The following is a 25,464-nucleotide window of genomic DNA, read 5'->3' as shown; positions in this document are numbered from 1 at the left end:
CTTGTTTTGTTTTAAAATCCATTTCAATCCTTTTAAATCTCTACTGCTACCGCATTTTTTAGTCTTATAAATACCAGCACCATATCCTTATATAAAAAACTTGCCTCCTGATTTAATTAAAACTTTCAAAAGCGTTAATCGCGGCTCTTTTTGTTTCATCGATATTTTTCTTTTGTCCGCTGGCTTTATCAAGATATACCAACACGGACTCAGCCTTAGCAACGATGGTATTTAACACGGTACTATAATAGGTATATTCATGAATCAAGCTGGCATTACCGATTTTCTTCACTCGAACCCCAATCCACAAAGTATCGGGATAAGTCACCGGTTTAAAATACTGACAGGATGATGCTGCCATGACTGAAAAGGTATTTTCATTAAATAGATTTAATTGACTGTTATAGTAAATACGAGCGTTTTGGGCATAAGTGTAATAGACCACATTATTAACATGACCAAAGGAATCCATATCGCCCCACTCTACTTGTTGAGAATAGATAACCGCAAAGCCATGCATGGGATGGTGTTTGTCTTTATTCAGCGTCTCTTGTATTTCCGGTAATATAGCTAAAGCCTTCATAGTTTTCTCGTCTCGTCATACCAATAAACATACATGTTATTAATACACACGTTAAAATTATCAGTAAGCTTGAATGATTGTTTTAAAGTCATTGAAAGACCTTTTTGAATTAAATCAGTTTTTCTGCGCACATCATGCGCATTCTTTTTTTATCGAGCTTACCCACACTGGTTTTTGGCATTTCCACTAAAAACTTGATTTCACTTGGCACGCCATACTTTGGTAAATGGCCTTTTTCTACGGCTTGATGGCCTAACGCTAAAATGTCATCCGCTTTGGTGTCTACATATTCAGGTTTTAAAACCACCAATGCTAAAGGTCGTTCGCCCCATCTTTCATCTGGTACTCCGATCACGGCAACATCAGCGACACTCGGGTGAAAGGATAAAATGGTCTCAACTTCAAGCGAGGATACCCACTCACCACCAGACTTAATCACATCCTTAAGCCGATCCGTAATGCTTAGAGTACCGTCAGAGGAGATAGAGGCTATATCTTGGGTATGCATCCAGCCACCGCGCCATAACTCATTGCCAGCATCTGAGTTTTTAAAATAACTCTGGGTCAGCCATGGTGCTCGAATCACAAGTTCCCCTGTCGACTCACCATCCATTGGTAAAGCTTTGCCGTTTTCATCCCAAATCTCCATTGAGACGAGCATAATCGGTGAGCCAGACAGACAACGATAATTAAGCTGCTCTTTCATTTCCATCGAGTCCGTTTTATCATCAAATACCGCTCTCGATAACACGGGACAAGATTCTGACATCCCAAATCCAGACATAAACTCAATACCGCTTTCAATGGCCGCTTTAGCCAAACCTTCATTCAGCTTTGAGCCACCGAGTAACAACTTCAGACCATCAAACTTACGTCCTCGTGCTGCCATCTCTTTTAATAGCATCTGTAAAATCGCAGGAACACCATGTGAAAGCGTGACTTTGTGCTGCTCAATTAAATCCACCAACATTGGGGCTAGATAGCGTCCTGGATATACTTGTTTAAGCCCTATCATGGTTGCCCCATACGGCCAGCACCATGCATGCACATGGAATAATGGCGTCATTGGCATGTACACATCATTGTAGCGCGCGCCTTGACCTTCAGCGTTTAGCGCGGATGCTAGCGTGCTTGCCAGCGTCTGTAATACGATCTGTCGATGGGTAAAGAAAACCCCTTTTGGATCTCCAGTCGTGCCACTGGTATAAAATGTGGTGGCGATGGTATTTTCATCGAAGTCTGGAAAGTCGAACGTATCGCTGGCCGCTGCTAGCAGGGCTTCATACTCACCTTCAACATAATCTGGCATGCTAGCTTGCTCAGTTTTTGTATCTTTTTTTGTATCGTCTTCGGCATACTCAGCATCATCAAAGCCAGTATCATCGAGCCAAATAATCTTCTCAATAGAAGGCGCTTCATGACGATAATTTTTCGCCATTGGCTCAAATTCAGCATTTAAGAGCAAGGCTTTGGGTTTGGCGTGGTTGATGGTATACAGCACTTTATCTTCAGCCAAGCGTACATTGACCGTTTGTAAAATTATGCCAGACATCGGCACAGCAAAATACGCTTCAAGGTAACGATGACTGTCCCAGTCCATAACCGCAACCACGTCACCTGCTTGCAACCCCATGTTTTTCAGGACGTTTGCTAAGCGATTAACCCGCTTAAAAAATTCAGCATAGGTATAAGTGACCTTATTAGCATAACTAATGGTTTGATCAGTAGAAGCAATTTTTGCACGGTTTAATAGCTGTTTGATAATCAAAGGAAAACCATACGCTTCTTCAGCTTGCTGGTAGTCCTCATGTTGGTTGAGTATAGAAGTCATTATTGTCGTCCTTGATAATAAATTAGTATGGCGAGGGCAGTAATAGTAAAGGTAGCTTAAAATGCTTAGACTCGTTCTATCACCATGGCAAGCCCTTGCCCAATGCCAATACACAAACTGACCACCGCGTATTTTTTGCCCGTACGCTGTAGCTCACGCGCCGTACTTAACGCAAGTCTTGCCCCTGATGCACCCAGCGGATGTCCGACGGCAATCGCCCCACCATTAGGGTTGACACGCTTGTCATCAAAATCAATGTCTAAACCTTTTAGGCAGCCGAGTACTTGCGAGGCAAATGCTTCATTAATCTCGATGATGGACATATCATCAAGGGTCAAATCAGCGCGTTTTAATGCCAGTTTAATGGCTTCAACAGGTCCTACGCCCATAATATTAGGCTCAACACCCATAGCACCAGATGACAGAATCTTGGCAATAGGCTTAAAGCCCAACTTTTCCTCCGCCTGCTTAGAGCCAATAATCAGTGCAGCTGCGCCATCGTTGATACCTGACGCATTACCTGCTGTGACCACACCTTCACTATTTAAAGGTTTAAGCTTTTGTAGGGCTTCCACAGTAGAGCTGGCGCGAGGATGCTCATCATCCAATATCGCTTTTTCTGGCAGTTTTTTACCTTGCGATACCATAATTGGCGTTATTTCATCGTCGAAAAACCCAGCTTGTTTGGCTGCTTGGTACTTAGCTTGTGAGGCTGCTGCGAATTTGTCTGCTTCTTCTCGAGTGATACCGTATTTGCGAGCGACATTATCACCCGTTTGCGGCATGCTATCGCTACCAAACTGTTTTTCGATAATAGGATTGGGGAAGCGGCTGCCAATGGTGGTATCAAATACTTTAAATTCACGACTAAAAGGCTGCTCGGTCTTAGCAAATACAAAGGGTGCGCGGGTCATTGACTCAACGCCACCTGCTAAAAATATATCCCCCTCATTACAAGTAATACTACGAGCGGCATCGATAATGGTCGATAGTCCTGAAGCGCATAAGCGATTGACGGTTTGACCGGGTGTTTTGACATCTAACCCTGCTAGCAGCGCAGCATTGCGAGCGATATTGCGTGAGTCCTCACCAGCTTGATTGGTATTACCGATCAGCACTTCATCAAAGATATCATTAGGTAATTGATGCTTTTCGACCAAAGCTTTCATTACTGTAGCGATCAAATCATCAGGACGAACCGTGGCTAATGCCCCTGCGTGGCGACCAAAAGGGCTTCTTAATCCATCATAAATATAGGCGTCTAACATAACTTTTCCTTGTTGTGTTCTCAGAGTTTCTTTTATTAAAATATATGGTTTAGTAATATCGTTAAATAACTAGGTCATTAGCGTGAATACTTGCTCTGCTGAGTAAATAGCGAGATATCCAGCTTAGCGCGGCGTTGTAACCATGGGCTTGGACGGTAACGCGGATCACCCGTTAACCCATAAATGCGTTCTAAAATCAGTAAAATTCGCTTGGCATCAAGCTCATTCCCCCATGAGATAGGGCCATACGGATAACCCAATCCAATCTTAACGGCATTATCGATATCTTCAGGAGACGCAATACCTTGCATCGCAATATCACAGCCTAAGTTAATTACCATGGCAATGACTCGCTGCGCCACAAAACCCGTGCTTTCGGTAATTAGTGTGGCATCGACAGCAACATTTGAACCCTCATCCGAGCTTTTATCGAATTTATTACTTCTACCAAATAGGGCATAAGCTTGCGCTATAAAGTTATCTTGCGTGACGATACTTGGCATCAACGTACGATGCTTGGATAAGTCAGTCAGCATATCGATGGCAACCGCTTGTTTAGGATTAACCTGATAGCGGATAGCTGCATTGGTGGTATCGTCACCATAGATAGCCAGCAATATTAAGCTGTCAGAATTTGGTTTCTCGTTATCGTCGATAGTAATACCATTAGCGTTTAGATAATCAACCAGTTGTTGTTTATCTTCTGCTAAATCCGCCCCAATCCAAACTGAGAGGTTTGAGATATCGGAATCTGTCTTAAAAGGTAATTGTTTGGAAGGATCTACTGTTACTTTTTGACCATCTTGTTTTTTATTTTCTGTGTAGTGATAAAAGCCTTCACCGACTTTGCGGCCAAGCTTTTTTCCTATTAGCATTTGACGGGTTAAGGGATGCGGACGATAGCGAGGCTCAAAATAATACTGGTTATAAACAGACTCCATAACTGGATGCGATACGTCGATACCGGTGAGATCAAGCAGCTCAAACGGTCCCATTCGAAAGCCAGCACCTTCACGTAAAATAAGATCTATATCCTCAAAACTAGCGACTCCCTCGCCTAATATTTTTAAGGCCTCCGTGCCATAAGCTCTGCCGCCATGATTGACAATAAACCCTGGGGTGTCTTTTGCCACTACCCCTAAATGCCCCATGCGTTTAGCTAAAGCCGTAAGCGTCTCGACCACTGAAGGCTTGGTTGAGATGCCCGGAATCACTTCAACGATTTTCATTAGCGGCACGGGATTAAAGAAGTGAAATCCAGCCACACGCTCTGGATGCTCACAATCGGAGGCAATCGCGGTCACTGCTAGTGATGAAGTATTGGTTGCCAAAATCGTCTCGGCACGGACAATGCTTTCTAACTGTTTAAACAGCTGTTGTTTTATTTCTAAATTTTCGATAATCGCTTCGATTACGACATCTACCTCAGCAATTTTGGCTATATTTTCAATCACGGTCAGATTGGCTAAGGTAGACTGTAGTTGCTCGTCGGTGAATTTACCTTTGGCGGCCAGTTTTTCTAGGGTCGCTTGAAGGGATTGGCGTCCTTGCTCGGCCGCTCCTGCCTTGGCATCAAATAAAAGTACTTGAATGCCCGCTTGCGCTGCGATTTGGGCGATACCCATACCCATAATGCCTGTACCAATAATGGCCAATGTGTTCACGGTCATAATAATCCTTTATATGCTCTCGTTTTGAAAATTGATTTAGCTATGCCTATGTTTGTCTCAACAAGCTACTGTCCTTTGTATTCAGCACTACGTTTTTCCAAAAAAGCTTTCGCCCCTTCTTTTTGATCTTCTGTATCAAATAAAATCTGAAAGGCTTTACGCTCTAGAGCCAATGCGGCTTGTAGCGGCATGTCCACCCCGAGATTGGCAACTTCTTTGATTTGAGTTAACGCAATAGGCGAGTAACCTGCGAGTTGTTCAGCGATTTCAATAGCACGATTAATAGTCGCTTCATCTTCGACCACTTCAGAAACCAATCCCATTTGATCCGCTGCATCAGCACTTATCATGTCGCCCGTTAATATCAGCTTCATGGCTTTATGTTTGCCAATCACGCGAAACAGCCGCTGCGTGCCCCCTGCTCCTGGCATCAACCCAATTTTGATTTCTGGTTGGCCAAACTTAGCCGACTTACCAGCGACGATGATGTCGGCATGCATAGCAAGCTCACAGCCGCCGCCAAGGGCATAACCATTGACCGCTGCAATAATCGGCTTACGGCAATTGGTGATGGCATCCCAATAACGTTCGCTATGACGGAGGTACACATCAACCGTTTTTGCGGTTAAGAAATCATTAATATCAGCGCCTGCGGCGAACACTTTGTCACCGCCCGTCAGCACAATAGCTTTAATCTGAGGGTCATCGTTTAATTGGATAAAAATATCTGCCAGTTTCTGACGTAATTCGGTATTTAAAGCATTTCGAACTTTAGGACGATTAAGCCTTATCACGCAAACGCCATTTACTTGCTGCTCAATTAAAATTATTTGCTCTTCCATGATGCCATCCTTTAAATAGTGTCCTTTAATTTAAACAGTGCCCTTAAGCAAAATACGGCAATCCTTAAAATACCTTAAAATTGTGTAATTAATACCGCATAGCGATATCTAGTGCCAATATATACTGTTTATTTCCATTTGTGAAGAGAAGAACCCAGTTAAATTCAGAAATAAACCCTAAATTAAAAATATTTACTCTTAATAAATACCGCATTGCGGTTTTTTAAACCAAAAGTATTGTATTTTAATAAAGTATCCATTATGCTGTTTGTTCGAATTAACCATAAAGTCCCTATTAGCAATATTAGATATTATTTCAACAAGGAAGAACTACATGATTAGAGATAAGGAAGTACTCGACCATATCGTCCAAACTGTTCGTCAGTTTGTAAACAATCAATTGATACCGAAAGAAGATTGGGTAGCAGAAAACGACCGTCTGCCAGAAGAGATCATCAGCCAGATGCGTGAATTAGGGCTATTTGGACTGACCATTCCCGAAGAGTACGGCGGGCTTGGCGTTACTATGGAAGAAGAAGTCACACTGGCATTTGAATTGGGACGCACCTCACCCGCTTTTCGCTCATTAATAGGGACAAATAACGGTATTGGCTCATCTGGTCTTGTGATTGATGGCACCGAAGAACAAAAACGAAAATATCTACCAAGACTTGCCAGTGGTGAAATCATCGGCTCTTTTTGCTTGACCGAACCAGAGTCAGGCTCAGATGCTGCTTCACTCCGAACCACGGCTATTAAAGATGGTGACAACTATGTACTTAATGGCACCAAGCGTTATATAACCAATGCCCCTCAAGCCGGTATATTTACCGTCATGGCACGCACTGACCCCGATAATAAAAGGTCGGGCGGTATTTCGGCATTTATCGTTGAGAGCGATACCCCTGGTATTACGCTTGGCAAAATTGACAAAAAAATGGGGCAAAAAGGCGCTCATACCTGTGATGTGATTTTTGATAACTGCGTCGTTCCTGCTAGTGCTTTGATAGGTGGTGTCGAGGGTGTAGGTTTCAAAACAGCAATGAAAGTCCTTGATAAAGGGCGCTTACATATCGCCGCCGCAAGTACCGGAGCAGCTACTCGAATGCTAGATGATGCGCTACGTTATGCTGTCGAACGTAAGCAGTTTGGGCAACCGATTGCCAACTTCCAGCTTATTCAAGCGATGCTTGCGGATTCAAAAGCAGAGATTTATGCGGCCAAATCTATGGTATTAGATGCTTCACGCCTGCGCGATGAAGGTAAAGACGTCGTTACCGAGTCGTCATGCGCCAAGATGTTTGCCACTGAAATGTGCGGCCGCGTCGCTGATAGAGCGGTGCAAATTCATGGCGGTGCTGGTTATATCGCCGACTATGGTATTGAGCGCTTTTATCGTGATGTGCGCTTATATCGTTTATATGAAGGGACTACTCAGATTCAGCAAATCATCATTGCTCGCAATATGATTAAAGAGGTGAGCGAGTAGTTTTCACTTATTTAAATGCTAGTTATTTGATTAGTAACAGGTATTTACATTATTAAAGCGTACTCATGTATTTGCTGGGATGCAGATACCTGAGTAACGTCACTATACCCATATGCTCATAGTCTTTTACTCTCACAAAAATAAGGATATAAATTGTGAAAAGTGCCGCTATAATTTCAAATCCGAGCTTAATTCCTGTGCAAAAACAGCCTTGGAAATTGGCCTTCTTTTTTTGTTTTTTAGTTCTATTATGCGATGGAGCTGATATTGGTATTCTCGCCTTTACACTTTCAAGTATAAAGCTAGAATTTGGGTTGACCAATGTACAAGCGGGTGCTTTAGGCAGTTGGTCCTTATTTGGCATGGCCATCGGTGGGTTTTTCGGTGGTTGGGCCTGTGACCGTTTTGGACGAGTACGTGTGATCGTGCTTGCGACAGCACTCTTCTCCCTTCTTTCTGGCTTTAGCGGATTTGTGCAAAGCTATGAGCAGTTTGTAGCATTAAGATTCACCGCTTGTTTGGGTCTTGGCAGCTTATACATTGCCACCAATACCTTGATGTCTGAGATGGTACCTACCAAACATCGAACGACGGTACTTGCCGCATTGATGACAGGTTTTACCTTAGGATCTTTGGTTATTACCAGCATATCAGCTTGGATTATTCCAAGTTATGGTTGGCGCACACTATACCTGTTAACGTTTTTACCTATTACTCTATCTATAGCAATGTATTTTCTTATACCTGAACCAAACTCTTGGAAAGCGGCACACGCTCTTAAACTCAGTGGTGCAAAAGACTCTCTTCAAAAACCTGAAAATCCTTATAAAGCCATATTTGAAAATCCCAAACATCGCATCATGTTCATCTTATGGTCAATGAGTTCAGGTCTTTTACTATTTGGCTATTTCGGAGTCAGTAACTGGCTACCTTCTTACCTAGAAACTGAATTGGGTATCAAGTTTAAGGAAATGGCTCTATATATGGCAGGTACATATCTAACCATGATGTTTGCAAAAGTGGTGGCAGGCTTTGTAGCTGATAAAATTGGTCGCAAGATAGTTTTTGCTTTCGGTACTATGGGCACGGCGCTCTTTATCCCAGTATTAGTATATTTCCATACTCCTGAAAATATCGGTTGGCTTATGTTAACCTTTGGTTTCCTATATGGTATTCCTTATGCTATCAACGCTACCTATTTAACCGAGAGTTTCCCTACTGCTATTAGAGGAACTGCTATTGGTGGCGCATTCAATATCGGACGATTAGGCTCAGTTATCGCCCCTGTCGCTATTGGTTATATGGCTATGCAAAACTCTATCGGCGCAGGTTTATTACTGATGGCAGGTGCGTACTTCTTATGTGGTCTTATTCCAACCTTATTCATTAAAGAACAACAGTACGACCCACAAAAGGCGTAATATTATCCAATATATATACCGCATAGCGAAATAGCTTATAATACCTGTGCTAAGAATTTAATGGCATCTTTAATATAGTATTATTAAAGATGTCGACTACTATCAGCTTAGAATCCTTTTTTTGATTATAAAGTACGGAAAATAGTGCGTTTACTATCATATTTATATTAACTTAATTGAGATTAAAAATAATATATGACAACTAAAAACCTAGTGGATGAAGGCACTAACAATACAACGCATATTGAATTGCTAGAACCCATTGCAGAGATGAGAGATCAAAATGATAGACAGTTTGTCACGGCATTGGCTCGAGGACTTGAACTACTGCGTTGTTTTACTCCGCAGCGTCCATATCTTGGCAATCAAGACTTAAGTCAATTAACAGGGCTTCCGAAAGGCACAATCACTCGTCTTACGTATACATTGGTTAAGTTAGGATATTTAAAACAATCGGCAAACAGTAGTAAATATCAACTCTCTGTAGGCGTAATGGGATTTGGCTACACAATGATGGCGAATATCTCTATCAATAATCTGGTCACACCGTACATGGAAGAGCTTGCAGATTATGCTAACAGTGCCGTTGCTATGGCAACTCGTGATCGCCTGACGATGGTATATCTAAATGTCGTACAAAGCTCAAGTACGACTACGATGCGGCGTAATGTTGGCTCATACTTACCTATTCATTTAAGTTCAATGGGAAGAGCCTGCTTGGCCAGCATGCCGCAGGCAGAGCAAGAATTCATCCTTGATGCCATTCGTACTAAGCATAAAGATGATTGGCTAAAGATTAGGCGAGGACTGGACAAAGCCTTTAAAGATTATGAAGATTATGGGTACTGCTTCTCGATTAGTGAGTGGCAAAAAGACGTCAATGCAGTTGCTACGGCCTTGATGCATCCTACTGAGGGTTTACTAACTTTTAATTGCGGCGCACCAAACTTTGTCCTTAGCCGTGACAAACTAGAGGAAGATATCGCACCTCGTCTGTTGCATATGAAAAATAATATAGAAGATAATCTCTACATTATCTAGAACGCATCATCTGTAATCCCTATTAATATTTAAATAAAAGGTAATGTTCGAAAAAGAATTTTGGAGTGCTACAAAGGATATAGCGCCTGCCATAGAGAAACTTGGAAGATTTTGATTAAGTAGGCTGTGTAGTAATCAACTAATTTAAGACAACTAATAAGAGATTTTTATTAAAGTAGCGTTCCTCTTTTTATGCTGGTGGCAAATAATCATTAAAGCGGTGTGGTATCACTGTAGTGGTCAACTAATTTAGGACACCTGATAAGAGGTTTTGATTAAAGTAACGTCTTTCTTTTTCAGCCGGCGGTAAATAATTATTGAAGCTGTGCGGTCTCACCGTTTGGTAGTAGCCCCAGATATAGTCGCTAATAGCATTTGATGCTTCAGCTATATCCTCGAAGCCGCCCTTTGGCATCCACACAATTTTAAAGCTCCTGAAGAACCTTTCAGTTGGGGCGTTGTCCCATGAGCGAGGTTTAGCAAAGCACTGCTTTGCCCAAGTGCAAGACGAAGAGCTGTGCCCATAGTGGATTACCACGACGCCTGATACTTTGTGTCATACCCTTACAACTTGCCGCGGATTCAGCGAATTTCTTGCTGGTATAATAGGTTCCCTGATCGGAGTGAAATAACACAGCACTGGGTCTGATTCTACTTTGATATGCTATCTGCAACGCATTAGCGGTCAGCACACTGTCAGAAATTCTGGCACGGCAAATCTCACCACACGACGAGCGTACAAGTCTAAAACGACGGCTAAATAACACCAGCCACCTTTGTTACGGATATAAGTCACATCATCCGTGCAAACTTGATGGGACGCTGTTGGGCTAAAGTTGCGAGCTAGGATATTGTCATGCGTTTTATGAATTGCCAGCTGTAGGTGCTTGGTCGTTCATTTCTTGTCGATACTAGATCAGCCATTTCTGAAAGGTAAATTTGCCTATCCTTAAGGAATCGGCCACGTCAGGTATTTTACGTTTTTGATCAACGACTAAACTAATAGCTTCAAGCTTGAATTCTCGGGTATATTGATTGCGTTTGCTGGTCATACTATGTTCATTCTTTGAGTTAGCATAACTTCTTAGTAGCTATCCAATTTAATGGTATTACTACACAATCCTATAATAGGATACGAAAGAAAAACCTTGGTCACTATATTTTAAAATGCATCTTACGAAACTTAATAGGTGACATTCCAGTAAATTGCTTAAACTGCCGACTAAAAGCACTATGATCACCATAACCACAATTTAAAGAGATTTGCGTCACTGTGAGCTTATGGTCTGCCAAAAGACGAATCGCATGTTCTAAACGAAGTTTTTGTACAAACTGAATCGGCGACATATTAAGTACTGCCTTAAAAGTACGCTCTAGTTGTGATTGACTAAGATTCGCCAGCGTCGCTAAATGCACAATATGAATCTTTTGATCAATGTTGTTTCGTACATACTCCTCTACACTTGCCAAGCGAGCGTGCTTACGCAATATTCGCTCATTATCTTCATCGATATCGACCGATATGCCCACCATTGCTACAATACGCCGTTCTGTATTATATACCGGTAGCTTTTGCGTGATACACCACCCTAGCTGTCCAGAAGCATAGCTATGTAACTCCAGTCTATCCGTAATCTCCCTGCCCTCTTTCAGCACTTTCATATCCTGATTAAGGTAATCTTTGCCTTGAGGCTCTGAAAACACTTGCTCCGAAGTTAGCCCTACAAGTTCTTTTTTATCTTTGAACCCACTACGTTTAATCAGTGTCCTACTTACTAATTGATAACATGCTTGGCTGTCTTTCACAAAAAATACCGTGTTCGCCATAGTATCAAGCAAAGGTATTAATAATGATACGTTACCAACAAACTCCTGCAAGTTTTTTGGTCGATAAGCCTGTAGCTGTTTTGACAATCCATTTGTCGGCTCTCTTAACGATAGCATTTGCACATTTTCCATATAGCCTCTCTTGGGCTCTCCTGCTAAACCCTAAAAACATTTTAAAGAAACCTTATTACCATTTAGGCTCTGTACATAAATACTTCATTAGAAAAATAAACTTTAAAATCATTTTACCCTGAGCTTCCCTAGAGCCTAATAACTATTTAGCACGTTAGGTTAATAACATATGACCTTTATACCGTTATATCGCTCTATAACCTATGCAGAAATGCGCATTTATTCATGGAAAAACAACAAGCCCCCTTTTACGAAACGGGGCATTCTATATCTATGCACTATTTATTAATAATTAAGTGCTACGAACACACCTTAATTCATGGATGAATCGGGAAGTTAATTATGTCTGCCATACTTTTTAATTTTAAAATCATTGATTCGCACACTGGCGGTGAGCCTACTCGCATGGTGTACGAAGGCTTCCCAAACCTTAGTGGGTATACCATTCAAGAAAAACTCCACGACTTTAAACAAAACTTTGATCATTTACGCCAAAGCATCATTCTAGAACCACGTGGCAACGATGTACTTGTTGGCGCTTTACTGTGTGAGCCCACTGACCCTCGCGCCAAGGCTGCCGTTATTTTCTTCAATAATTGTGGCTATTTAGGTATGTGTGGTCATGGCACTATCGGTGTAATTGCCTCACTTGCTTATCAGAAAAAGATTACTCCAGGCGAGCATTACCTTGAGACAACTGTTGGTTTGGTAAAAGCTACTCTGCATGAAGACGGCAGTTGTAGTGTACAAAATGTACCTTCTTATCGCTACCAAAAACAAGTCGCAGTTCAAGTCCCGAATATTGGCCCTGTGTATGGAGATATCGCTTGGGGTGGCAATTGGTTTTTTTTAGTGAGTGAGCATCCTCAAGCCATCAAAGCGAGTAATGTCCAATCGCTTACCCAGTTCAGCTTACAAATCAAATCTGCACTTCATAAAGCTGGCATTACTGGCGCTAATAATGGCGAAATAGATCATATAGAGCTGTTTGGTCAGAGTGAGCTCGCCAGCGCCAATAGCAAAAGCTTCGTTTTATGCCCAGGTGCCGCTTATGACCGTTCTCCTTGTGGGACCGGTACCAGTGCCAAATTAGCTTGTTTGGCAGCGGATAACCTATTAGCTCCTGGGCAGACTTGGGTTCAAGAAAGCGTTATCGGTAGTATATTTAGCGCCAGCTATCAACCTGCTGAAAGGCTTAGCGAAAATCAGTCTGTTTCTCACCCTTATCCTGACAATACTATCATCCCTACAATTCGTGGTTATGCTCATGTCTGCGCAGAGACCTCTCTAATTGTCCAAGATAGCGACCCATTTAAATGGGGTATCTCTTTATAACGGCTTTGGTTCTTTTACAAACCTCTTCTAATAGAAATTTTTAACATCTTTTAAGTAGGCACTAAAAGCAGTATTAGATCGATCAAGACGCATCATATTAATAATCACAAGGAAGTGAGAGCAGCATGGGCAATCAAGAGTTTGATTTACATATTATCGGTGGCGGTATCATTGGCTTATGCACTGCCGTTAGTCTGCAAGCTCGTGGAGTGCAAGTCGCTATCCTAGAAGCTGATAAAATCGCCCGCGGAGCCTCTTATGGCAATGCCGGTCATATTGCCACCGAGCAGGTCTTTCCTATTGCTGATGTCAATATATTGCAGCATGTACCAGCCATGTTATTAAACCCTGAAGGACCGCTACGCATAGACTGGCGCTACCTACCACGCTTAATGCCATGGGCTTTTAAGCTGCTATTGAATATGCGCCCAGAACCTTTTGCGCAGAGCCATCAAGCACTCTTAGCTCTCAATAGTCAAAGCCTACAAGCTTGGCAGGATTTTGCCGATAAATGGCAATTAACATCCTGGATTAAGGTACAAGGGTCTTTATTAACAGTCGAAAAGAACACTAGCCTGTACGAATTGAAAGCACATGGCCATCGTCTCAATGACCTTGGAGTGAATAACGAACTACTCTCTCAATCGGCTCTCTTAGACCTTGAGCCTGAGTTAAAAGATAACCAGTTGGGCGCTTTGCTTTTCCCAGAGACCGGACACATCACTAACCTCGAAGCCATGGCTCAGAAATTAACTGATACATTCAAAGAGCTTGGTGGTCGAATCTTTGAGAACTGCCGTGTTTTGGGTGCGAAAGTGACGGCCGATAGCATCACTTTAACGACGGCCAACCGACAAATTAATGCCAAAAAAGTCATGCTAGCGGCAGGCGCGCACTCTAAAGTTTTAGCCAAACACTTGACGGGCATCTCAGTTCCTCTCGATACGGAACGTGGTTATCATCTCATGCTGCCTAACGAAGCCACACGCTTAACCCTACCCGTTTCAAGTATGGATCGTCGCTTTATCATGACTCCAATGGAAACCGGGCTACGCTTAGCGGGCACAGTAGAATATGCAGGGCTCGAGGCTCCAGCCAATATGAACCGGGCGCAAATGCTGCTAAAGCAAGCACAAGCAATGATAAAAACCCCGCTTGATAGTCAAAATAGCACGCAGTGGATGGGGTTTAGACCCTCGACCGCCGACTCGCTGCCCATTATCGACAAGTGCGGTTCCGTCCTTTTAAATTTTGGTCACCAGCATCTGGGATTGACACAAGCCGTCGTCAGTGCCGATATGATCACGGCTTTATATTTTGGTGAGACTCCCGCTATAGACCCTACTTCTTATCGTTTAAATCGTTTTAAATAATTCAAATTTTACTTCTATGATCACTCATAGAATTTTCACTGTCGCTATTGGCATGCTGCCTACTAACGACTTTTATCATTAAATAAGGATATTTATATGAACATTCATGGCGTTTTAGTCCCTATCGTTACCCCTTTTGATGCCAATGGCGACATTGACACGCAAACTCTAACCGAACTAGTCAATGTCTTTATAGAAAAAGGCGTCACCGGTATCGTAGCCTGTGGTACCACTGGAGAATACTATACTTTTTCACCTGAAGAGCGCGAGCTCGTTCTGAGTACTATTGCTGATACTGCTAAAGGTAGAATCACTTTAATCGCTGGTATTAACAGCCTTTCGACTGATCATTCCATTGAGCTGGCACATCAAGCAAAAGCGCTAGGCTACGATGGTTTAATGCTATCAGCCAATCCTTATAGTCTTCCAGATCAAAATGGCATTATCGCTCATTTCGAAAAAGTCGCTGATGCAACAGACCTGCCTATCATTATGTACAACTTTCCCGCACGCGTAGGTGTGAATATTGAATTTGAAACGGTTGCTCATCTAGCAAAACACCCAAATATCGCAGGTATTAAAGAAAGTAGTGGCGATTTCAGCCACGCGCTGCGCATGCTACAAGCAAATTTCGACAATTTTGAAGTAGTTTGTGGTTGTGATGATCAACCGGTTGACTTCTTCTTTTGGGGTGCAAAAAGTTGGATTGCAGGTGCAGCTAACGTTTTCCCTAGCGAGCAAGTTGCCCTATTTAAAGCGACACAGCAAAGCGATTGGGATGGGGCTAAAGAGCTGATGAGTGGTATGTACCCTGCGATTCATTCTATGGAATCTGGTAACTATAATCAAAAAGCTAAAGCCGGATGCATTAACGGTACCATCGATGTTGGATCTGTACGTATACCATTGACCCCCATGTCAGATGAAGATACCAAGTCGTTCTTAACTCTATTGTCATAGTTGTTAAGCTGCCTTCGTATCAACAATACCACTTTATAAAAAAGGACAATCCAATGAGTATGACCACAGCGCAAGTCTTCGAACTCTCAAAAAAACAACAGCTTTTGGCAGGCCATCTCATAGCTGCTGAGCCGGTCTCAGACGCCACACTGCCTAACCATAGCCCTATCGACAATAACCCTATCGGTACTATTGCTAAAGGCAATCGTCAAGATGTTGACCTTGCGGTGATTGCAGCTCGCAATGCTTTTGATACTGGAGATTGGCGTCGGATGTCGCCTGCAGAGCGCAAAGTTATAATGCAGCGCTGGTGCAAGTTAATGCATGAAAACATTGATGAGCTTGCGGCATTAGACTGTGTCGATGCGGGCAAGCCAATCACAGAATGCCTCAACACCGATCTACCCGCTACGATCGAAACCTTTGAATGGTACGCCGAAACTGCTGATAAAGTATTTGGTAAGGTCGCACCTACTGGATCTGATGCACTAGGGCTTATCGTACAAGAACCAATTGGAGTAGTTGGCGCAGTATTACCTTGGAACTTCCCTGCACAAATGTACGCTTGGAAGGTCGCGCCAGCGCTAATAACCGGAAATTCAGTGATTGTTAAGCCTGCCGAACTAACGTCACTATCAGCTTATCGCTTGACGCAATTAGCGTATGAAGCCGGTGTACCAAAAGCGGCCTTACAGCTGATTTGCGGCCTTGGTGAAGAAGTCGGTGCGGCACTCGGGCAGCACATGGATGTCGATATGATTTCCTTCACCGGCTCTACCGAAGTCGGTCGATTATTTCTGCAATATTCTGCGCAAAGCAACCTAAAAGAAGTGGTCTTAGAGTGTGGTGGTAAGAGTCCACAAGTGGTGTTTGCCGATGCCCCCATCAATGAGCAAACCGTTGAGCATATTTTATCAGCGGCTTTTTGGAATATGAGCGAAAACTGCAGCTGTGGCTCACGATTAATAGTGCACTCTAGCCAAAAGGAAGCTTTATTGAGCCTCCTACAAGAAGGTCTCAAGTCATGGAAAGTAGGTCTTCCCTATGACCCTGAAGTCGCTATTGGCCCTATGATCGAAAGGGCGCATTTCGACAAGGTAGTTTCCTACCTTGATACCGCTAAAGCTGAAGGCGCTACTTTGGTTGCAGGCGGTCGTATCCATGAGGAAGTTGGCAGTGGCTGGTATATCGAGCCCACTATTTTTGATAATGTCAGCGCAGACATGACGTTGTTCAAGGAAGAAGTCTTTGGTCCGATTCTCGCTATCACCAGCTTTGAAACTGAGGAAGAAGCCATCACGCTTGCTAATCAAAGTAGCTATGGCTTAGCTGCGTCTTTTTATACTCAAAATATCCACCGTGCTTTCCGTGTGGCAGCGGCCATTAAAGCAGGTACCGTTTCGATTAATGGCTTTTCAGAAGGAGATATTACGACACCTTTTGGCGGCTACAAACAATCTGGCTTCGGCGGGCGTGACAATGGCCTTGAGGCACTATCTCAATACACTCAAACTAAAACTATCTGGTTGGTAAATTAAGCAAGGACGTCCCAAGAACTAATGTCAACGTAGCCAAAAACATTACAAGGAAGTAAAGTTATGGAAAACATCATTAATACCATCGTCGGGTATATTTGGAGCGACGCGCTGGTCTATCTTGCGTTAGGCGTCGGTATCTATTTTACTATCATGACCCGCGCTGTGCAGATTCGCTATTTTAAAGAGATGATCAAGCTGTTATTCGATAAGCAAACCTCATCAGCAGGGGTTAGCTCGTTTCAGGCTTTCTGTATGGCCTTATCCGGGCGTATCGGTGTCGGTAACATTGCTGGGGTCGCAACGGCTATAGCAGCTGGTGGCCCTGGGGCGGTATTTTGGATGATCGTCATGGGAGTTTTGGGCGGCGCCAGTGCCTTTATTGAGTCCACTTTGGCACAGGTTTATAAGCATAAGGTAGACGATCAATATCGAGGTGGCTCACCGTTTTATATTGAAAAAGGTCTCAAGCTAAAGCCTTTTGCTATCGTCGTTGCTGTCGTGACCTGTCTCTCTTATGGCGTGCTAGTGCCTGGGGTTCAGGCAAATACTATCGCGGATTCTTTTAGTACCGCATTTAACATCCCTCCATTCGTGACTGGTATCCTAATTGTCGTACTGCTAGGCATAATCATATTTGGTGGCGTCAAGCGTATCGCTAGTTTCGCTGGCAAAGTGGTTCCGGTCATGGCCATTGGCTACATTGTTATGATGGTCATTGTGTTGGCCTTTAATGCTCACAATATTCCTTCTATGTTTGCGCTCATCTTCAAAAGTGCTTTTGGTATGGATGCTATATTCGGCGGCATGGTCGGTACTGCTATCTCATGGGGCGTACGTCGCGCTGTATTCTCTAATGTCGCCGGGGCTGGAGAAGCTACTTTTAGCTCAGCCGCAGCAGAAGTTTCTCACCCTGCTAAGCAAGGATTGGTACAGAGCTTTTCTATCTACATTGATACCGTACTCGTTTGTACCGCTACCGCTTTGATGATTCTATCAACCGGAATGTATAACGTAACTACCCCAGAAGGGGTGGCGCTGGTCGAGAATATGCCTGGCATTGAGGCCGGCACTGCATTTACACAAGCAGCGGTATCTACTGTTTTTAGCCAATACGGTAGTGGATTTGTCGCTATTGCTATTTTCCTGTTCGCATTCACGTGTTTGATTGCCTACTACTATATTGCCGAAACTACTTTGGTCTATTTGGATAACAAATTGCGCTACCCCATCTTTAAGCACTTACTAAAACTGATTTTTTTAATTGTTTGCTTCTCAGGCAGTGTCCAATCTGTCGGTATGATGTGGGCGCTAGGCGACATTGGCTTTGGCAGTATGTGTTACCTAAACTTTATCGCCATTTTACTCCTAAGCAAAACTGCATTAAAGGTGCTCAAAGACTACGATGCGCAGATGAAGTTAGGGGTTAATCCTATCTTTGATCCTAGAAAGGCTGGCGTGGATAATGCAGACTTCTGGATAGGCTACAGTGATGAACATGGTCATAAATAATGGTCTTACCTATTGTTTTAAACAATAGACTGCGATATAAATTAGCCTATCAGGACTATTTCACCCACTAATTTAACGAGAAGGTTAAGGATGACTATAAATAATGACGTATTACGTGAACGCATCAGCTTATTAGGCTCATTCCTAGGAGATGCGATTTCTCGGCAGACGGGCGAAGAAACACTTAATACGATTGAAACTCTGCGTAAAGGTTTTATCCAACAACGCCGCGCGCCTAACGAAGCGAACAAACAACAACTCATCGACTTTATTGCCTCGTTAGACAATCAAACCTTAAAAAACGTCATCCGTAGCTTTTCTATCTATTTCTTTTTAGCAAATCTAAGTGAAGAAAATTACTTACGCGAGCAGCGTCATGCCTTGCGTATGCAATCCGAGCAAAGCTGGGAAGGCTCGTTTCGCCGCACCTTGCTTGAATGTCGTGAGCGCAATATTGAACCTACTCAGATGCAAGAGCTGATTGAACAGCTAAAATTCATACCTGTCTTTACCGCGCATCCTACTGAAGCACGCCGCCGTACGACCATGAATCTATTGCAGAGTCTGTTTACGCATAGCGACGCCTTAAACAATCTTGCAGAAGACAGCTTTGCCTACGAGCAAGCAAAAGAAAAAACGGCGCAGACGATTGATTTACTATGGTCATCGGATGAAGTGCGTACGCGTAAGCCTTTAGTCTATGACGAGATCAATAATGGCCTGCATTATTTTAATGCCAGTTTATTCAATGCCATTCCAAAGGTTTATCGTAATATTAAAGACGCCATTATCGATATCTATCCTGAGCTAACAGACTACCCATTACCTGCCTTTATGAGTTTTGGCTCTTGGATAGGTGGCGACAGAGATGGCAATCCCTTTGTCACTCATGACACCACAGAAATGGCGGTATTGATGCATGCCGATACCGTGCTGCGTCATTATCAAGTACTGCTAAAAAAACTGCGTCGTGAACTGATTCACAGTGATACGATTATTAAGATTGCGCCAAACGTTTATACTCGTATAAAAGAGTACACCACTCTCAATCAAAAAGTATTCTATTATAATCCTGACGATTACAACAATGAGCCGTATCGAAGGTTGTTATCGATTATCCTTGCCAAAGTAAAAGCGACCAATCGCCACATTCAAAGTAAAGGTACAGACCTCGACGCCGCACACGATGCTTACGCCAACCCACAAGAGTTATTAGAAGATTTACGCATCATCCGAAAAAGTGTCAATACTCATGACAAAGCACATAGTGACGGCTTATTACTTGATACGATTCGTCTGGTCAAAACCTGCGGCTTTCATCTAGCAGCGCTCGATATTCGCCAAGAATCGTCTTATCATAGTGAAGTGATTGCTGATATTTTCGCCAATGCCTCGAACTTACCAGACTATCAGACTCTGGGTGAAACCGAGCGCCAAGAATGGCTAACGCGCTTACTTGAAAAGCCCGGTACACCGCTCATTTATACCGATAACTTGAGTGATAAAACACGCGAACAATTGGCTTTGATGAACTCTGTGGCAACCTTACGTAAACTGGTCGGGCAAGATACTTTCGGCAGTTACGTCATATCAATGACCAATAACGCCAGTCAATTATTAGAAGTGTTACTACTCATGCGCTTTGCAGGCTTATGTACAGTGAATGACGAAGGGCAACTGTCCGCTGACTTACCCGTCGCACCCTTGTTTGAAACCATCGAAGACCTTAAAAATATCGATAAGATTTTACCTGCCGTCTTGGATAATCCGCTTTATCGAGGGTTGCTGCAACACTTAGATAACACGCAAGAAATCATGCTGGGTTATTCAGATTCATCAAAAGATGGCGGTATTATCACCTCTGCATGGCAGCTGTATAGCGCGCAGCAAACCATTAACCGTATCGCTGAGGAATATGGTATCAAAACCCGCTTGTTTCATGGCCGTGGTGGCTCTGTCAGTCGTGGTGGCGGCTCAACACATAATGCAATTGCCGCTCAGCCCGCAGGGACACTGCATGGAGAAATTAAAGTCACTGAGCAAGGTGAAGTCCTTTATGCCAAATATGCCAACACCGATACCGCTGTATTTGAGCTTACCATGGGCATCACTGGTACCCTCAAAGCGTGCTCAACAAGATTTGTAGTGCAGCCACCTGAGCTGCCAACTTATGAAGCACTCTTTGCACGTTTAGCAGATGCGGGTGAACAAAGTTATCGTACGCTTACGGACCATACCGAAGGGTTTTATCAGTTCTATTCACAAGTGACGCCAGTGCAAGAAATCTCTTTATTAAATATCGGCTCACGCCCCGCGCACCGTAACAAAGGTCTGCCTAGTAAGACAACCTTGCGGGCGATTCCCTGGGTGTTTGGTTGGTCTTTAGCGCGCTTTACCCTACCAGCTTGGTATGGCGTAGGTAGTGCTCTTCATAGCGTTAAAGAAGACGAAGCTTTAATGAGAGAGATGAACAGTTGCTGGCCATTTTTTAACGTATTTATTAGCAATATTGAAATGGCTTTTACTAAGTCTGAGATGAGCATTGCTCAGGCTTATAGCCAATTATGTGACAATGCGAGGTTACGTGAACAGATTATGAAAGCAGTAATCGATGAGCATCACCTAACCTTCTCAGGTTTAAATTCTTTGCTCAACCAAACATCGTTATTGGCGCATCAGCAAAACCTTGCCGCATCACTGCAATGGCGAGATGCTTATTTAGATCCAATGAATTACATCCAAATAGAGTTGTTAAAACGTGCTAGACAAAAAGAGACTATAGATGATGTTAGCCATGGCGACCTTGATGTTGAAGATCCATTAATCCGTAGTATCAATGCGTTGGCAGCGGGTCTACGCAATACGGGTTAATTAATAGAGAATTACGTTCAGATATCTAACTTATGACCTAAATACATTGACTTCCTTTAATTAAATTAAGAAGGTTGAAAAGGTGTAAGGGTCAGCTAATTCAGATATCTGAGCTATGCTAGTAGGGTGTGTATAGAATTCAAATGAGTGGCAACCAGATAAAGACACAAGCAAGCATTACTGCTGCTGCATAGCTATCTTTGAGCTTATCATATCGCGTGGCAATGCCCCTAAAATGTTTCAACCTAGCAAAAGCGTTTTCTACCAAGTGACGGCAACGATACAAATACCAGTCTAGTGTGTCATTGTTGCTATTTTTAGAGTTCGACTTAACGGGTATGACTGACTCAGCACAGTGCTTGAAGATACACTCTCTAATATCACTACTATCGTAGCCCCTGTCTGCAATCACCGCTTTAGTCTGGTTATTAATCGTGCTATCTATCAACGTCTTTGCTATCTTAGCGTCATGCACTTGCCCACCTGTCAGCTCAACATGTATAGGGTTACCACAAGCATCGACCACTAAGTGCAGTTTGCTGCTATTACCTGCAACACTTTTACCAATGGCCTCATCAAGATGACTGGCTGCACCTGAACTATGCTGATGAGCTTTGACCACGCTACCGTCTATAAATAACCATTCACTATCATAGTTTGCTGTGATTATTTTCATGAGCTTTTGCCATTTACCGGTTTTACGCCAATAACGGTATTGATGATATATGCGAGACCAATGACCGAAATAAGAAGGTAAGTCTCGCCATGGACAGCCTACTCTTATGCGGTACAGCATGCCTTCAACGGTACGTCTTAGATTGGGCTTGTTATATACGTTAATTTGTCGCAATATAATAAATAGCTTGTGCCAAAGTTCATCGTTGAGCTTGGTGCGAGTCATAAGTGATGCCTTATTTCTTTGTTGTGGTAAACAGTAGAGTAAGGCGTTGCTTATGTTTTTCAATGCTTCCTCAATTCTATACAGCACCTATCATTTGTATAGTGTAGAAGACTTAGGTATGAAATCACTTTTCTCAGATGGTATTGTTAATATTCGGGTTTGAACTGAATACTTGTCCCTTACTGTTAAGTATCAGTAGATAGCAGCCATAACTATTTAGACTTTTAGAGAGTATCAATACTATTAATTTGATACTATTTTGATACTCTAAATTTATTGATACGCATATCTACTTGTTGATAGGTATATTTATCTTTTAATCCAATCCTTTAATAGGAAAGGCTTTCAGACAATAATTGCAGCTAATTATCGCCATCCATTGTGTATTGTTGTTGTAAAAACAAGGACTCATAATCCTTTGGTCGTAGGTTCAAGTCCTACTGGGCCCACCACATTTTAAATCAGGCTTGTTCGCAGCGATGCAGCAAGCCTTTTTTTATGGGAATTTTAGAAATGTCAGAACATATAGGTAGATGGCAAACTATATAGAAATTAATACCATGACGTTGGTATAAAAATAATAAAAAGCTACCTAAGAAACCAAAAAGCCCTCTACGCTATATAAAATAGCGTAGAGGGCTTTTACGATTTTAATGAATGATTGATAACTATAAAAAGACGCCGATGTACCTGCTGAACTAATTGCTTTTTTATGCTAAACCAAATCAGCCGCAACCGACCAACTGTATTTAGCAAATTTCAGTTAGCGTTCAAGCAAGGACATGCCCTAGCCTAGAACCAGCTATCTACTATTTATTTATCGTTTACCTATAAACACCTTCTAAAAACTAGAAAGAAGTACGACGATAATTGCGATATTCAGGCAACCAAAAATTCGCTTCCAGTCGGCGCTGTAGGTTCTCCGCTGTGATAGGTAATGCCAGCTTATCTTGGACCGCTTGCAGTGCCACTTCATAGGCTATTTTTTTACTGATCTCTTTAATAACTTTAATTGGCGGTAGTATGGCGCCGGGCGCTTTTTCGTACTCCATTGATATATCTGCAAGCGCTTGGCTTGCCGCCATTAACATATTGTCGCTGATACCTCTCGCCCTTGCTGCGAGAACACCAAGACCGATACCAGGAAATATATAGCTGTTATTACATTGAGAAACCTCAAAAGACTGACCGTTAAAAGTGGTATGAGCAAAAGGGCTACCCGTTGCGATAATGGCGCGTCCACGGCTCCAGTTCATCACTTCTTGCGGTGTGGCTTCCACACGAGAGGTCGGGTTTGAAAGCGGTAGTACAATTGGGTGTTCAGTATTAGCACATAAGGACTCGATCACCTCTTGAGTAAACAAACCTTTTTGTCCACTCACGCCGAACAATACCGTTATTTTTGCTTGTTTCACCACTTGCGCTAAACCGAGTTTTTGACTCTTATCCCAATGTTCAATTGCTGATTGTTTTTGCACCAGTGGCTCTTGGAATTTTTGTAGCTCTGTCATGCTATCGATGAGCAAACCGTAACGGTCAACCATAAATACTTGGCTGCGCGCTTGCTCTTCGGTTAAGCCTTCGCGCTGCATTTGGCGAATGATATGCTCAGCAATACCGCAGCCCGCAGAACCTGCCCCTAAGAAAGCTATTTTTTGCTGACTGAGTTTTTGACCTTTATTGAGGCACGCGGCAATCAAAGCGCCGACCGAAACCGCAGCAGTCCCTTGAATATCATCATTGAAACAGCATAACTGGTCACGATAACGATTTAATAACGGCGTGGCGTTTCCTTGAGCAAAATCTTCAAATTGTAATAAAACCTCTGGCCAACGACGCTTAACGGCTTGAATAAATAAATCGACAAATTCATTGTATTCCTCGCCAGAAATGCGTGGATTTCTCCAACCCATATACATAGGATCGTCAAGTAGCTGTTGGTTATTGGTACCGACATCTAACAGAATAGGCAGACAGTAAGCGGGACTGATGCCACCGCAAGCTGTGTACAACGCCAATTTGCCAATAGGAATGCCCATACCACCAATACCTTGGTCGCCAAGGCCCAATATACGTTCACCGTCAGTGACAACGATCACTTTGACATTTTGTTTGGTGGCGTTTTGCAGCATATCGTCGATTTTATGACGCTCAGGGTAGGAGATAAATAAGCCCCGTTTCCGGCGATAAATTTGCGAGAACTTTTCACAAGCTTGACCAACCGTTGGCGTGTAGATGAGCGGCATGACTTCCTCAATATGCTGCTCAACCAGATGATGAAACAAGGTCTCATTGGTATCTTGTATATTACGCAAATAAATGTGCTTATCCATCGTATTGGTAAATGAACGCAGTTGGTGATAAGCCCGCAGAGACTGCTCTTCAATCGTCTCAATGTTGTGTGGTAATAGCCCTGTTAAATTAAAGCTATCGCGTTCTTCTGATGAAAAAGCACTACCTTTATTCAATAAAGAGGTTTCTAATAGCGCGGGGCCAGCAATAGGAATATATAAGGGACGCTTGTTTGACATAATAAAATCTTCTTATTAAGGACGTATGAGTGAAAACGATGCTAGGGCTGCATTATACCTAGCATCCGCTCATGTTTAACAATAGATAACAAATCATTTTGAGTCAGTACGGCTTTAAACTTGATTGCTTATACATTTGCCTAGAAATACTGCCGTTTTCTCTAAAATTGCATGCAATGAGTCGATTACCGCGCCAATAGTGATAAGTTCATAAAGGGGTTAACGCAAAAGAGGAATGTTTTTTCAGTCGCTTAAGAATGCCGTAGATGCTAAAAATATAATGGTTAAGAGATTAAGTGGCTAAATGATTAAGCTATTAACTGATTCACTAACAATGCTGTT

19 protein-coding genes are annotated in these 25,464 nt (G+C 42.8%); 9 read left to right on the top strand and 10 right to left on the bottom strand.

The window, feature by feature from the left end; genetic code table 11:
- Positions 1 to 112: 112 nt before the first annotated feature.
- The 5 genes from RAH45_RS05350 to RAH45_RS05330 all read right to left on the bottom strand — a co-directional run bounded on the left by RAH45_RS05350 (position 113) and on the right by RAH45_RS05330 (position 6,194).
- A complete protein-coding gene (locus tag RAH45_RS05350; RefSeq protein ID WP_306495747.1) occupies positions 113 to 583 on the bottom strand; it encodes an acyl-CoA thioesterase in 471 nt (156 codons plus the stop codon).
- Positions 584 to 692: 109 nt separating this feature from the next.
- Positions 693 to 2,414: a fatty acid--CoA ligase gene (locus RAH45_RS05345; RefSeq protein ID WP_306495745.1), complete on the bottom strand. Its 1,722-nt coding sequence runs from the start codon at positions 2,412 to 2,414 to the stop codon at positions 693 to 695.
- Positions 2,415 to 2,479: 65 nt separating this feature from the next.
- A complete protein-coding gene (locus RAH45_RS05340) occupies positions 2,480 to 3,682 on the bottom strand; it encodes a 3-oxoadipyl-CoA thiolase (protein ID WP_306495743.1) in 1,203 nt (400 codons plus the stop codon).
- Between the two features lie 77 nt (positions 3,683 to 3,759).
- Positions 3,760 to 5,352 (bottom strand): 3-hydroxyacyl-CoA dehydrogenase, encoded by a 1,593-nt coding sequence (locus RAH45_RS05335; protein ID WP_306495741.1) that lies wholly within the window; start codon positions 5,350 to 5,352, stop codon positions 3,760 to 3,762.
- Between the two features lie 65 nt (positions 5,353 to 5,417).
- Positions 5,418 to 6,194 carry an enoyl-CoA hydratase gene (locus tag RAH45_RS05330; protein ID WP_068407384.1) on the bottom strand — a complete coding sequence of 259 codons (777 nt, stop codon included), beginning with the start codon at positions 6,192 to 6,194 and terminating at the stop codon, positions 5,418 to 5,420.
- Positions 6,195 to 6,528: 334 nt separating this feature from the next.
- Between RAH45_RS05330 and RAH45_RS05325 the strand changes: the two genes are divergently transcribed.
- The 3 genes from RAH45_RS05325 (at position 6,529) to RAH45_RS05315 (ending at position 10,145) form a co-directional block, all read left to right on the top strand.
- Positions 6,529 to 7,683, top strand: a complete 1,155-nt coding sequence (locus RAH45_RS05325) for an acyl-CoA dehydrogenase family protein (protein WP_068407388.1) — start codon at positions 6,529 to 6,531, stop codon at positions 7,681 to 7,683.
- Between the two features lie 155 nt (positions 7,684 to 7,838).
- Positions 7,839 to 9,104, top strand: coding sequence for an MFS transporter (locus RAH45_RS05320; RefSeq protein ID WP_369958195.1), 1,266 nt, complete (start codon positions 7,839 to 7,841; stop codon positions 9,102 to 9,104).
- Between the two features lie 195 nt (positions 9,105 to 9,299).
- Positions 9,300 to 10,145 (top strand): IclR family transcriptional regulator, encoded by an 846-nt coding sequence (locus tag RAH45_RS05315; protein ID WP_306495740.1) that lies wholly within the window; start codon positions 9,300 to 9,302, stop codon positions 10,143 to 10,145.
- A gap of 244 nt (positions 10,146 to 10,389) precedes the next feature.
- Here the strand turns inward: RAH45_RS05315 and RAH45_RS13745 are convergent, their stop codons facing one another.
- From RAH45_RS13745 to RAH45_RS05310, 3 genes are all read right to left on the bottom strand, one after another.
- Positions 10,390 to 10,560 (bottom strand): hypothetical protein, encoded by a 171-nt coding sequence (locus tag RAH45_RS13745; RefSeq protein ID WP_369958274.1) that lies wholly within the window; start codon positions 10,558 to 10,560, stop codon positions 10,390 to 10,392.
- A gap of 496 nt (positions 10,561 to 11,056) precedes the next feature.
- Positions 11,057 to 11,197: a transposase gene (locus RAH45_RS13740; protein ID WP_068407396.1), complete on the bottom strand. Its 141-nt coding sequence runs from the start codon at positions 11,195 to 11,197 to the stop codon at positions 11,057 to 11,059.
- A gap of 103 nt (positions 11,198 to 11,300) precedes the next feature.
- Positions 11,301 to 12,104 carry a helix-turn-helix domain-containing protein gene (locus RAH45_RS05310; RefSeq protein ID WP_068407399.1) on the bottom strand — a complete coding sequence of 268 codons (804 nt, stop codon included), beginning with the start codon at positions 12,102 to 12,104 and terminating at the stop codon, positions 11,301 to 11,303.
- Between the two features lie 342 nt (positions 12,105 to 12,446).
- On the opposite strand from RAH45_RS05310, the gene RAH45_RS05305 reads away from it, so the two are divergent.
- From RAH45_RS05305 to ppc, 6 genes are all read left to right on the top strand, one after another.
- The gene (locus RAH45_RS05305) at positions 12,447 to 13,439 is read left to right on the top strand and encodes a proline racemase family protein (RefSeq protein ID WP_306495738.1); all 993 of its coding nucleotides are present in this window, start codon (positions 12,447 to 12,449) and stop codon (positions 13,437 to 13,439) included.
- A 125-nt stretch (positions 13,440 to 13,564) separates the two neighbouring features.
- Complete coding sequence (locus tag RAH45_RS05300; RefSeq protein WP_306495737.1) at positions 13,565 to 14,812, top strand: NAD(P)/FAD-dependent oxidoreductase; 1,248 nt, start codon at positions 13,565 to 13,567, stop codon at positions 14,810 to 14,812.
- 96 nt (positions 14,813 to 14,908) lie between these two features.
- Positions 14,909 to 15,772 carry a 4-hydroxy-tetrahydrodipicolinate synthase gene (dapA, locus tag RAH45_RS05295; protein ID WP_306495735.1) on the top strand — a complete coding sequence of 288 codons (864 nt, stop codon included), beginning with the start codon at positions 14,909 to 14,911 and terminating at the stop codon, positions 15,770 to 15,772.
- A 53-nt stretch (positions 15,773 to 15,825) separates the two neighbouring features.
- On the top strand, positions 15,826 to 17,310 hold the full coding sequence (locus RAH45_RS05290) for an aldehyde dehydrogenase (protein ID WP_306495734.1): 1,485 nt from the start codon (positions 15,826 to 15,828) through the stop codon (positions 17,308 to 17,310).
- 60 nt (positions 17,311 to 17,370) lie between these two features.
- Complete coding sequence (locus tag RAH45_RS05285) at positions 17,371 to 18,819, top strand: alanine/glycine:cation symporter family protein (protein WP_306495732.1); 1,449 nt, start codon at positions 17,371 to 17,373, stop codon at positions 18,817 to 18,819.
- A gap of 90 nt (positions 18,820 to 18,909) precedes the next feature.
- Positions 18,910 to 21,690: a phosphoenolpyruvate carboxylase gene (gene ppc / locus RAH45_RS05280; RefSeq protein WP_306495730.1), complete on the top strand. Its 2,781-nt coding sequence runs from the start codon at positions 18,910 to 18,912 to the stop codon at positions 21,688 to 21,690.
- A gap of 139 nt (positions 21,691 to 21,829) precedes the next feature.
- Here ppc and RAH45_RS05275 read toward each other — a convergent pair whose 3' ends face one another.
- Both RAH45_RS05275 and RAH45_RS05270 read right to left on the bottom strand, forming a co-directional pair.
- Positions 21,830 to 22,591 (bottom strand): IS5 family transposase, encoded by a 762-nt coding sequence (locus tag RAH45_RS05275; RefSeq protein ID WP_306495729.1) that lies wholly within the window; start codon positions 22,589 to 22,591, stop codon positions 21,830 to 21,832.
- Between the two features lie 848 nt (positions 22,592 to 23,439).
- Positions 23,440 to 25,122, bottom strand: a complete 1,683-nt coding sequence (locus RAH45_RS05270) for an NAD-dependent malic enzyme (RefSeq protein ID WP_144296318.1) — start codon at positions 25,120 to 25,122, stop codon at positions 23,440 to 23,442.
- Positions 25,123 to 25,464 lie beyond the last annotated feature (342 nt).

The sequence above is a fragment of the Psychrobacter sp. van23A genome, assembly GCF_030845275.1.
GTDB classification, from domain to species: domain Bacteria; phylum Pseudomonadota; class Gammaproteobacteria; order Pseudomonadales; family Moraxellaceae; genus Psychrobacter; species Psychrobacter faecalis.
This window is presented reverse-complemented; position numbering and strand designations above follow the sequence as displayed.

Excerpts from the sequence above, each read along its gene's own strand:
- RAH45_RS05300 (WP_306495737.1), top strand. The coding sequence starts at position 13,565 with ATGGGCAATCAAGAGTTTGATTTACATATTATCGGTGGCGGTATCATT.
- RAH45_RS13745 (WP_369958274.1), bottom strand. The coding sequence starts at position 10,560 with ATGCCAAAGGGCGGCTTCGAGGATATAGCTGAAGCATCAAATGCTATT.
- RAH45_RS05270 (WP_144296318.1), bottom strand. The coding sequence starts at position 25,122 with ATGTCAAACAAGCGTCCCTTATATATTCCTATTGCTGGCCCCGCGCTA.
- RAH45_RS05310 (WP_068407399.1), bottom strand. The coding sequence starts at position 12,104 with ATGGAAAATGTGCAAATGCTATCGTTAAGAGAGCCGACAAATGGATTG.
- RAH45_RS05350 (WP_306495747.1), bottom strand. The coding sequence starts at position 583 with ATGAAGGCTTTAGCTATATTACCGGAAATACAAGAGACGCTGAATAAA.
- ppc (WP_306495730.1), top strand. The coding sequence starts at position 18,910 with ATGACTATAAATAATGACGTATTACGTGAACGCATCAGCTTATTAGGC.
- RAH45_RS05315 (WP_306495740.1), top strand. The coding sequence starts at position 9,300 with ATGACAACTAAAAACCTAGTGGATGAAGGCACTAACAATACAACGCAT.
- RAH45_RS05325 (WP_068407388.1), top strand. The coding sequence starts at position 6,529 with ATGATTAGAGATAAGGAAGTACTCGACCATATCGTCCAAACTGTTCGT.
- RAH45_RS05330 (WP_068407384.1), bottom strand. The coding sequence starts at position 6,194 with ATGGAAGAGCAAATAATTTTAATTGAGCAGCAAGTAAATGGCGTTTGC.
- RAH45_RS05305 (WP_306495738.1), top strand. The coding sequence starts at position 12,447 with ATGTCTGCCATACTTTTTAATTTTAAAATCATTGATTCGCACACTGGC.
- RAH45_RS05335 (WP_306495741.1), bottom strand. The coding sequence starts at position 5,352 with ATGACCGTGAACACATTGGCCATTATTGGTACAGGCATTATGGGTATG.
- RAH45_RS05345 (WP_306495745.1), bottom strand. The coding sequence starts at position 2,414 with ATGACTTCTATACTCAACCAACATGAGGACTACCAGCAAGCTGAAGAA.
- RAH45_RS05285 (WP_306495732.1), top strand. The coding sequence starts at position 17,371 with ATGGAAAACATCATTAATACCATCGTCGGGTATATTTGGAGCGACGCG.
- RAH45_RS13740 (WP_068407396.1), bottom strand. The coding sequence starts at position 11,197 with ATGACCAGCAAACGCAATCAATATACCCGAGAATTCAAGCTTGAAGCT.
- RAH45_RS05290 (WP_306495734.1), top strand. The coding sequence starts at position 15,826 with ATGAGTATGACCACAGCGCAAGTCTTCGAACTCTCAAAAAAACAACAG.
- RAH45_RS05340 (WP_306495743.1), bottom strand. The coding sequence starts at position 3,682 with ATGTTAGACGCCTATATTTATGATGGATTAAGAAGCCCTTTTGGTCGC.
- dapA (WP_306495735.1), top strand. The coding sequence starts at position 14,909 with ATGAACATTCATGGCGTTTTAGTCCCTATCGTTACCCCTTTTGATGCC.
- RAH45_RS05275 (WP_306495729.1), bottom strand. The coding sequence starts at position 22,591 with ATGACTCGCACCAAGCTCAACGATGAACTTTGGCACAAGCTATTTATT.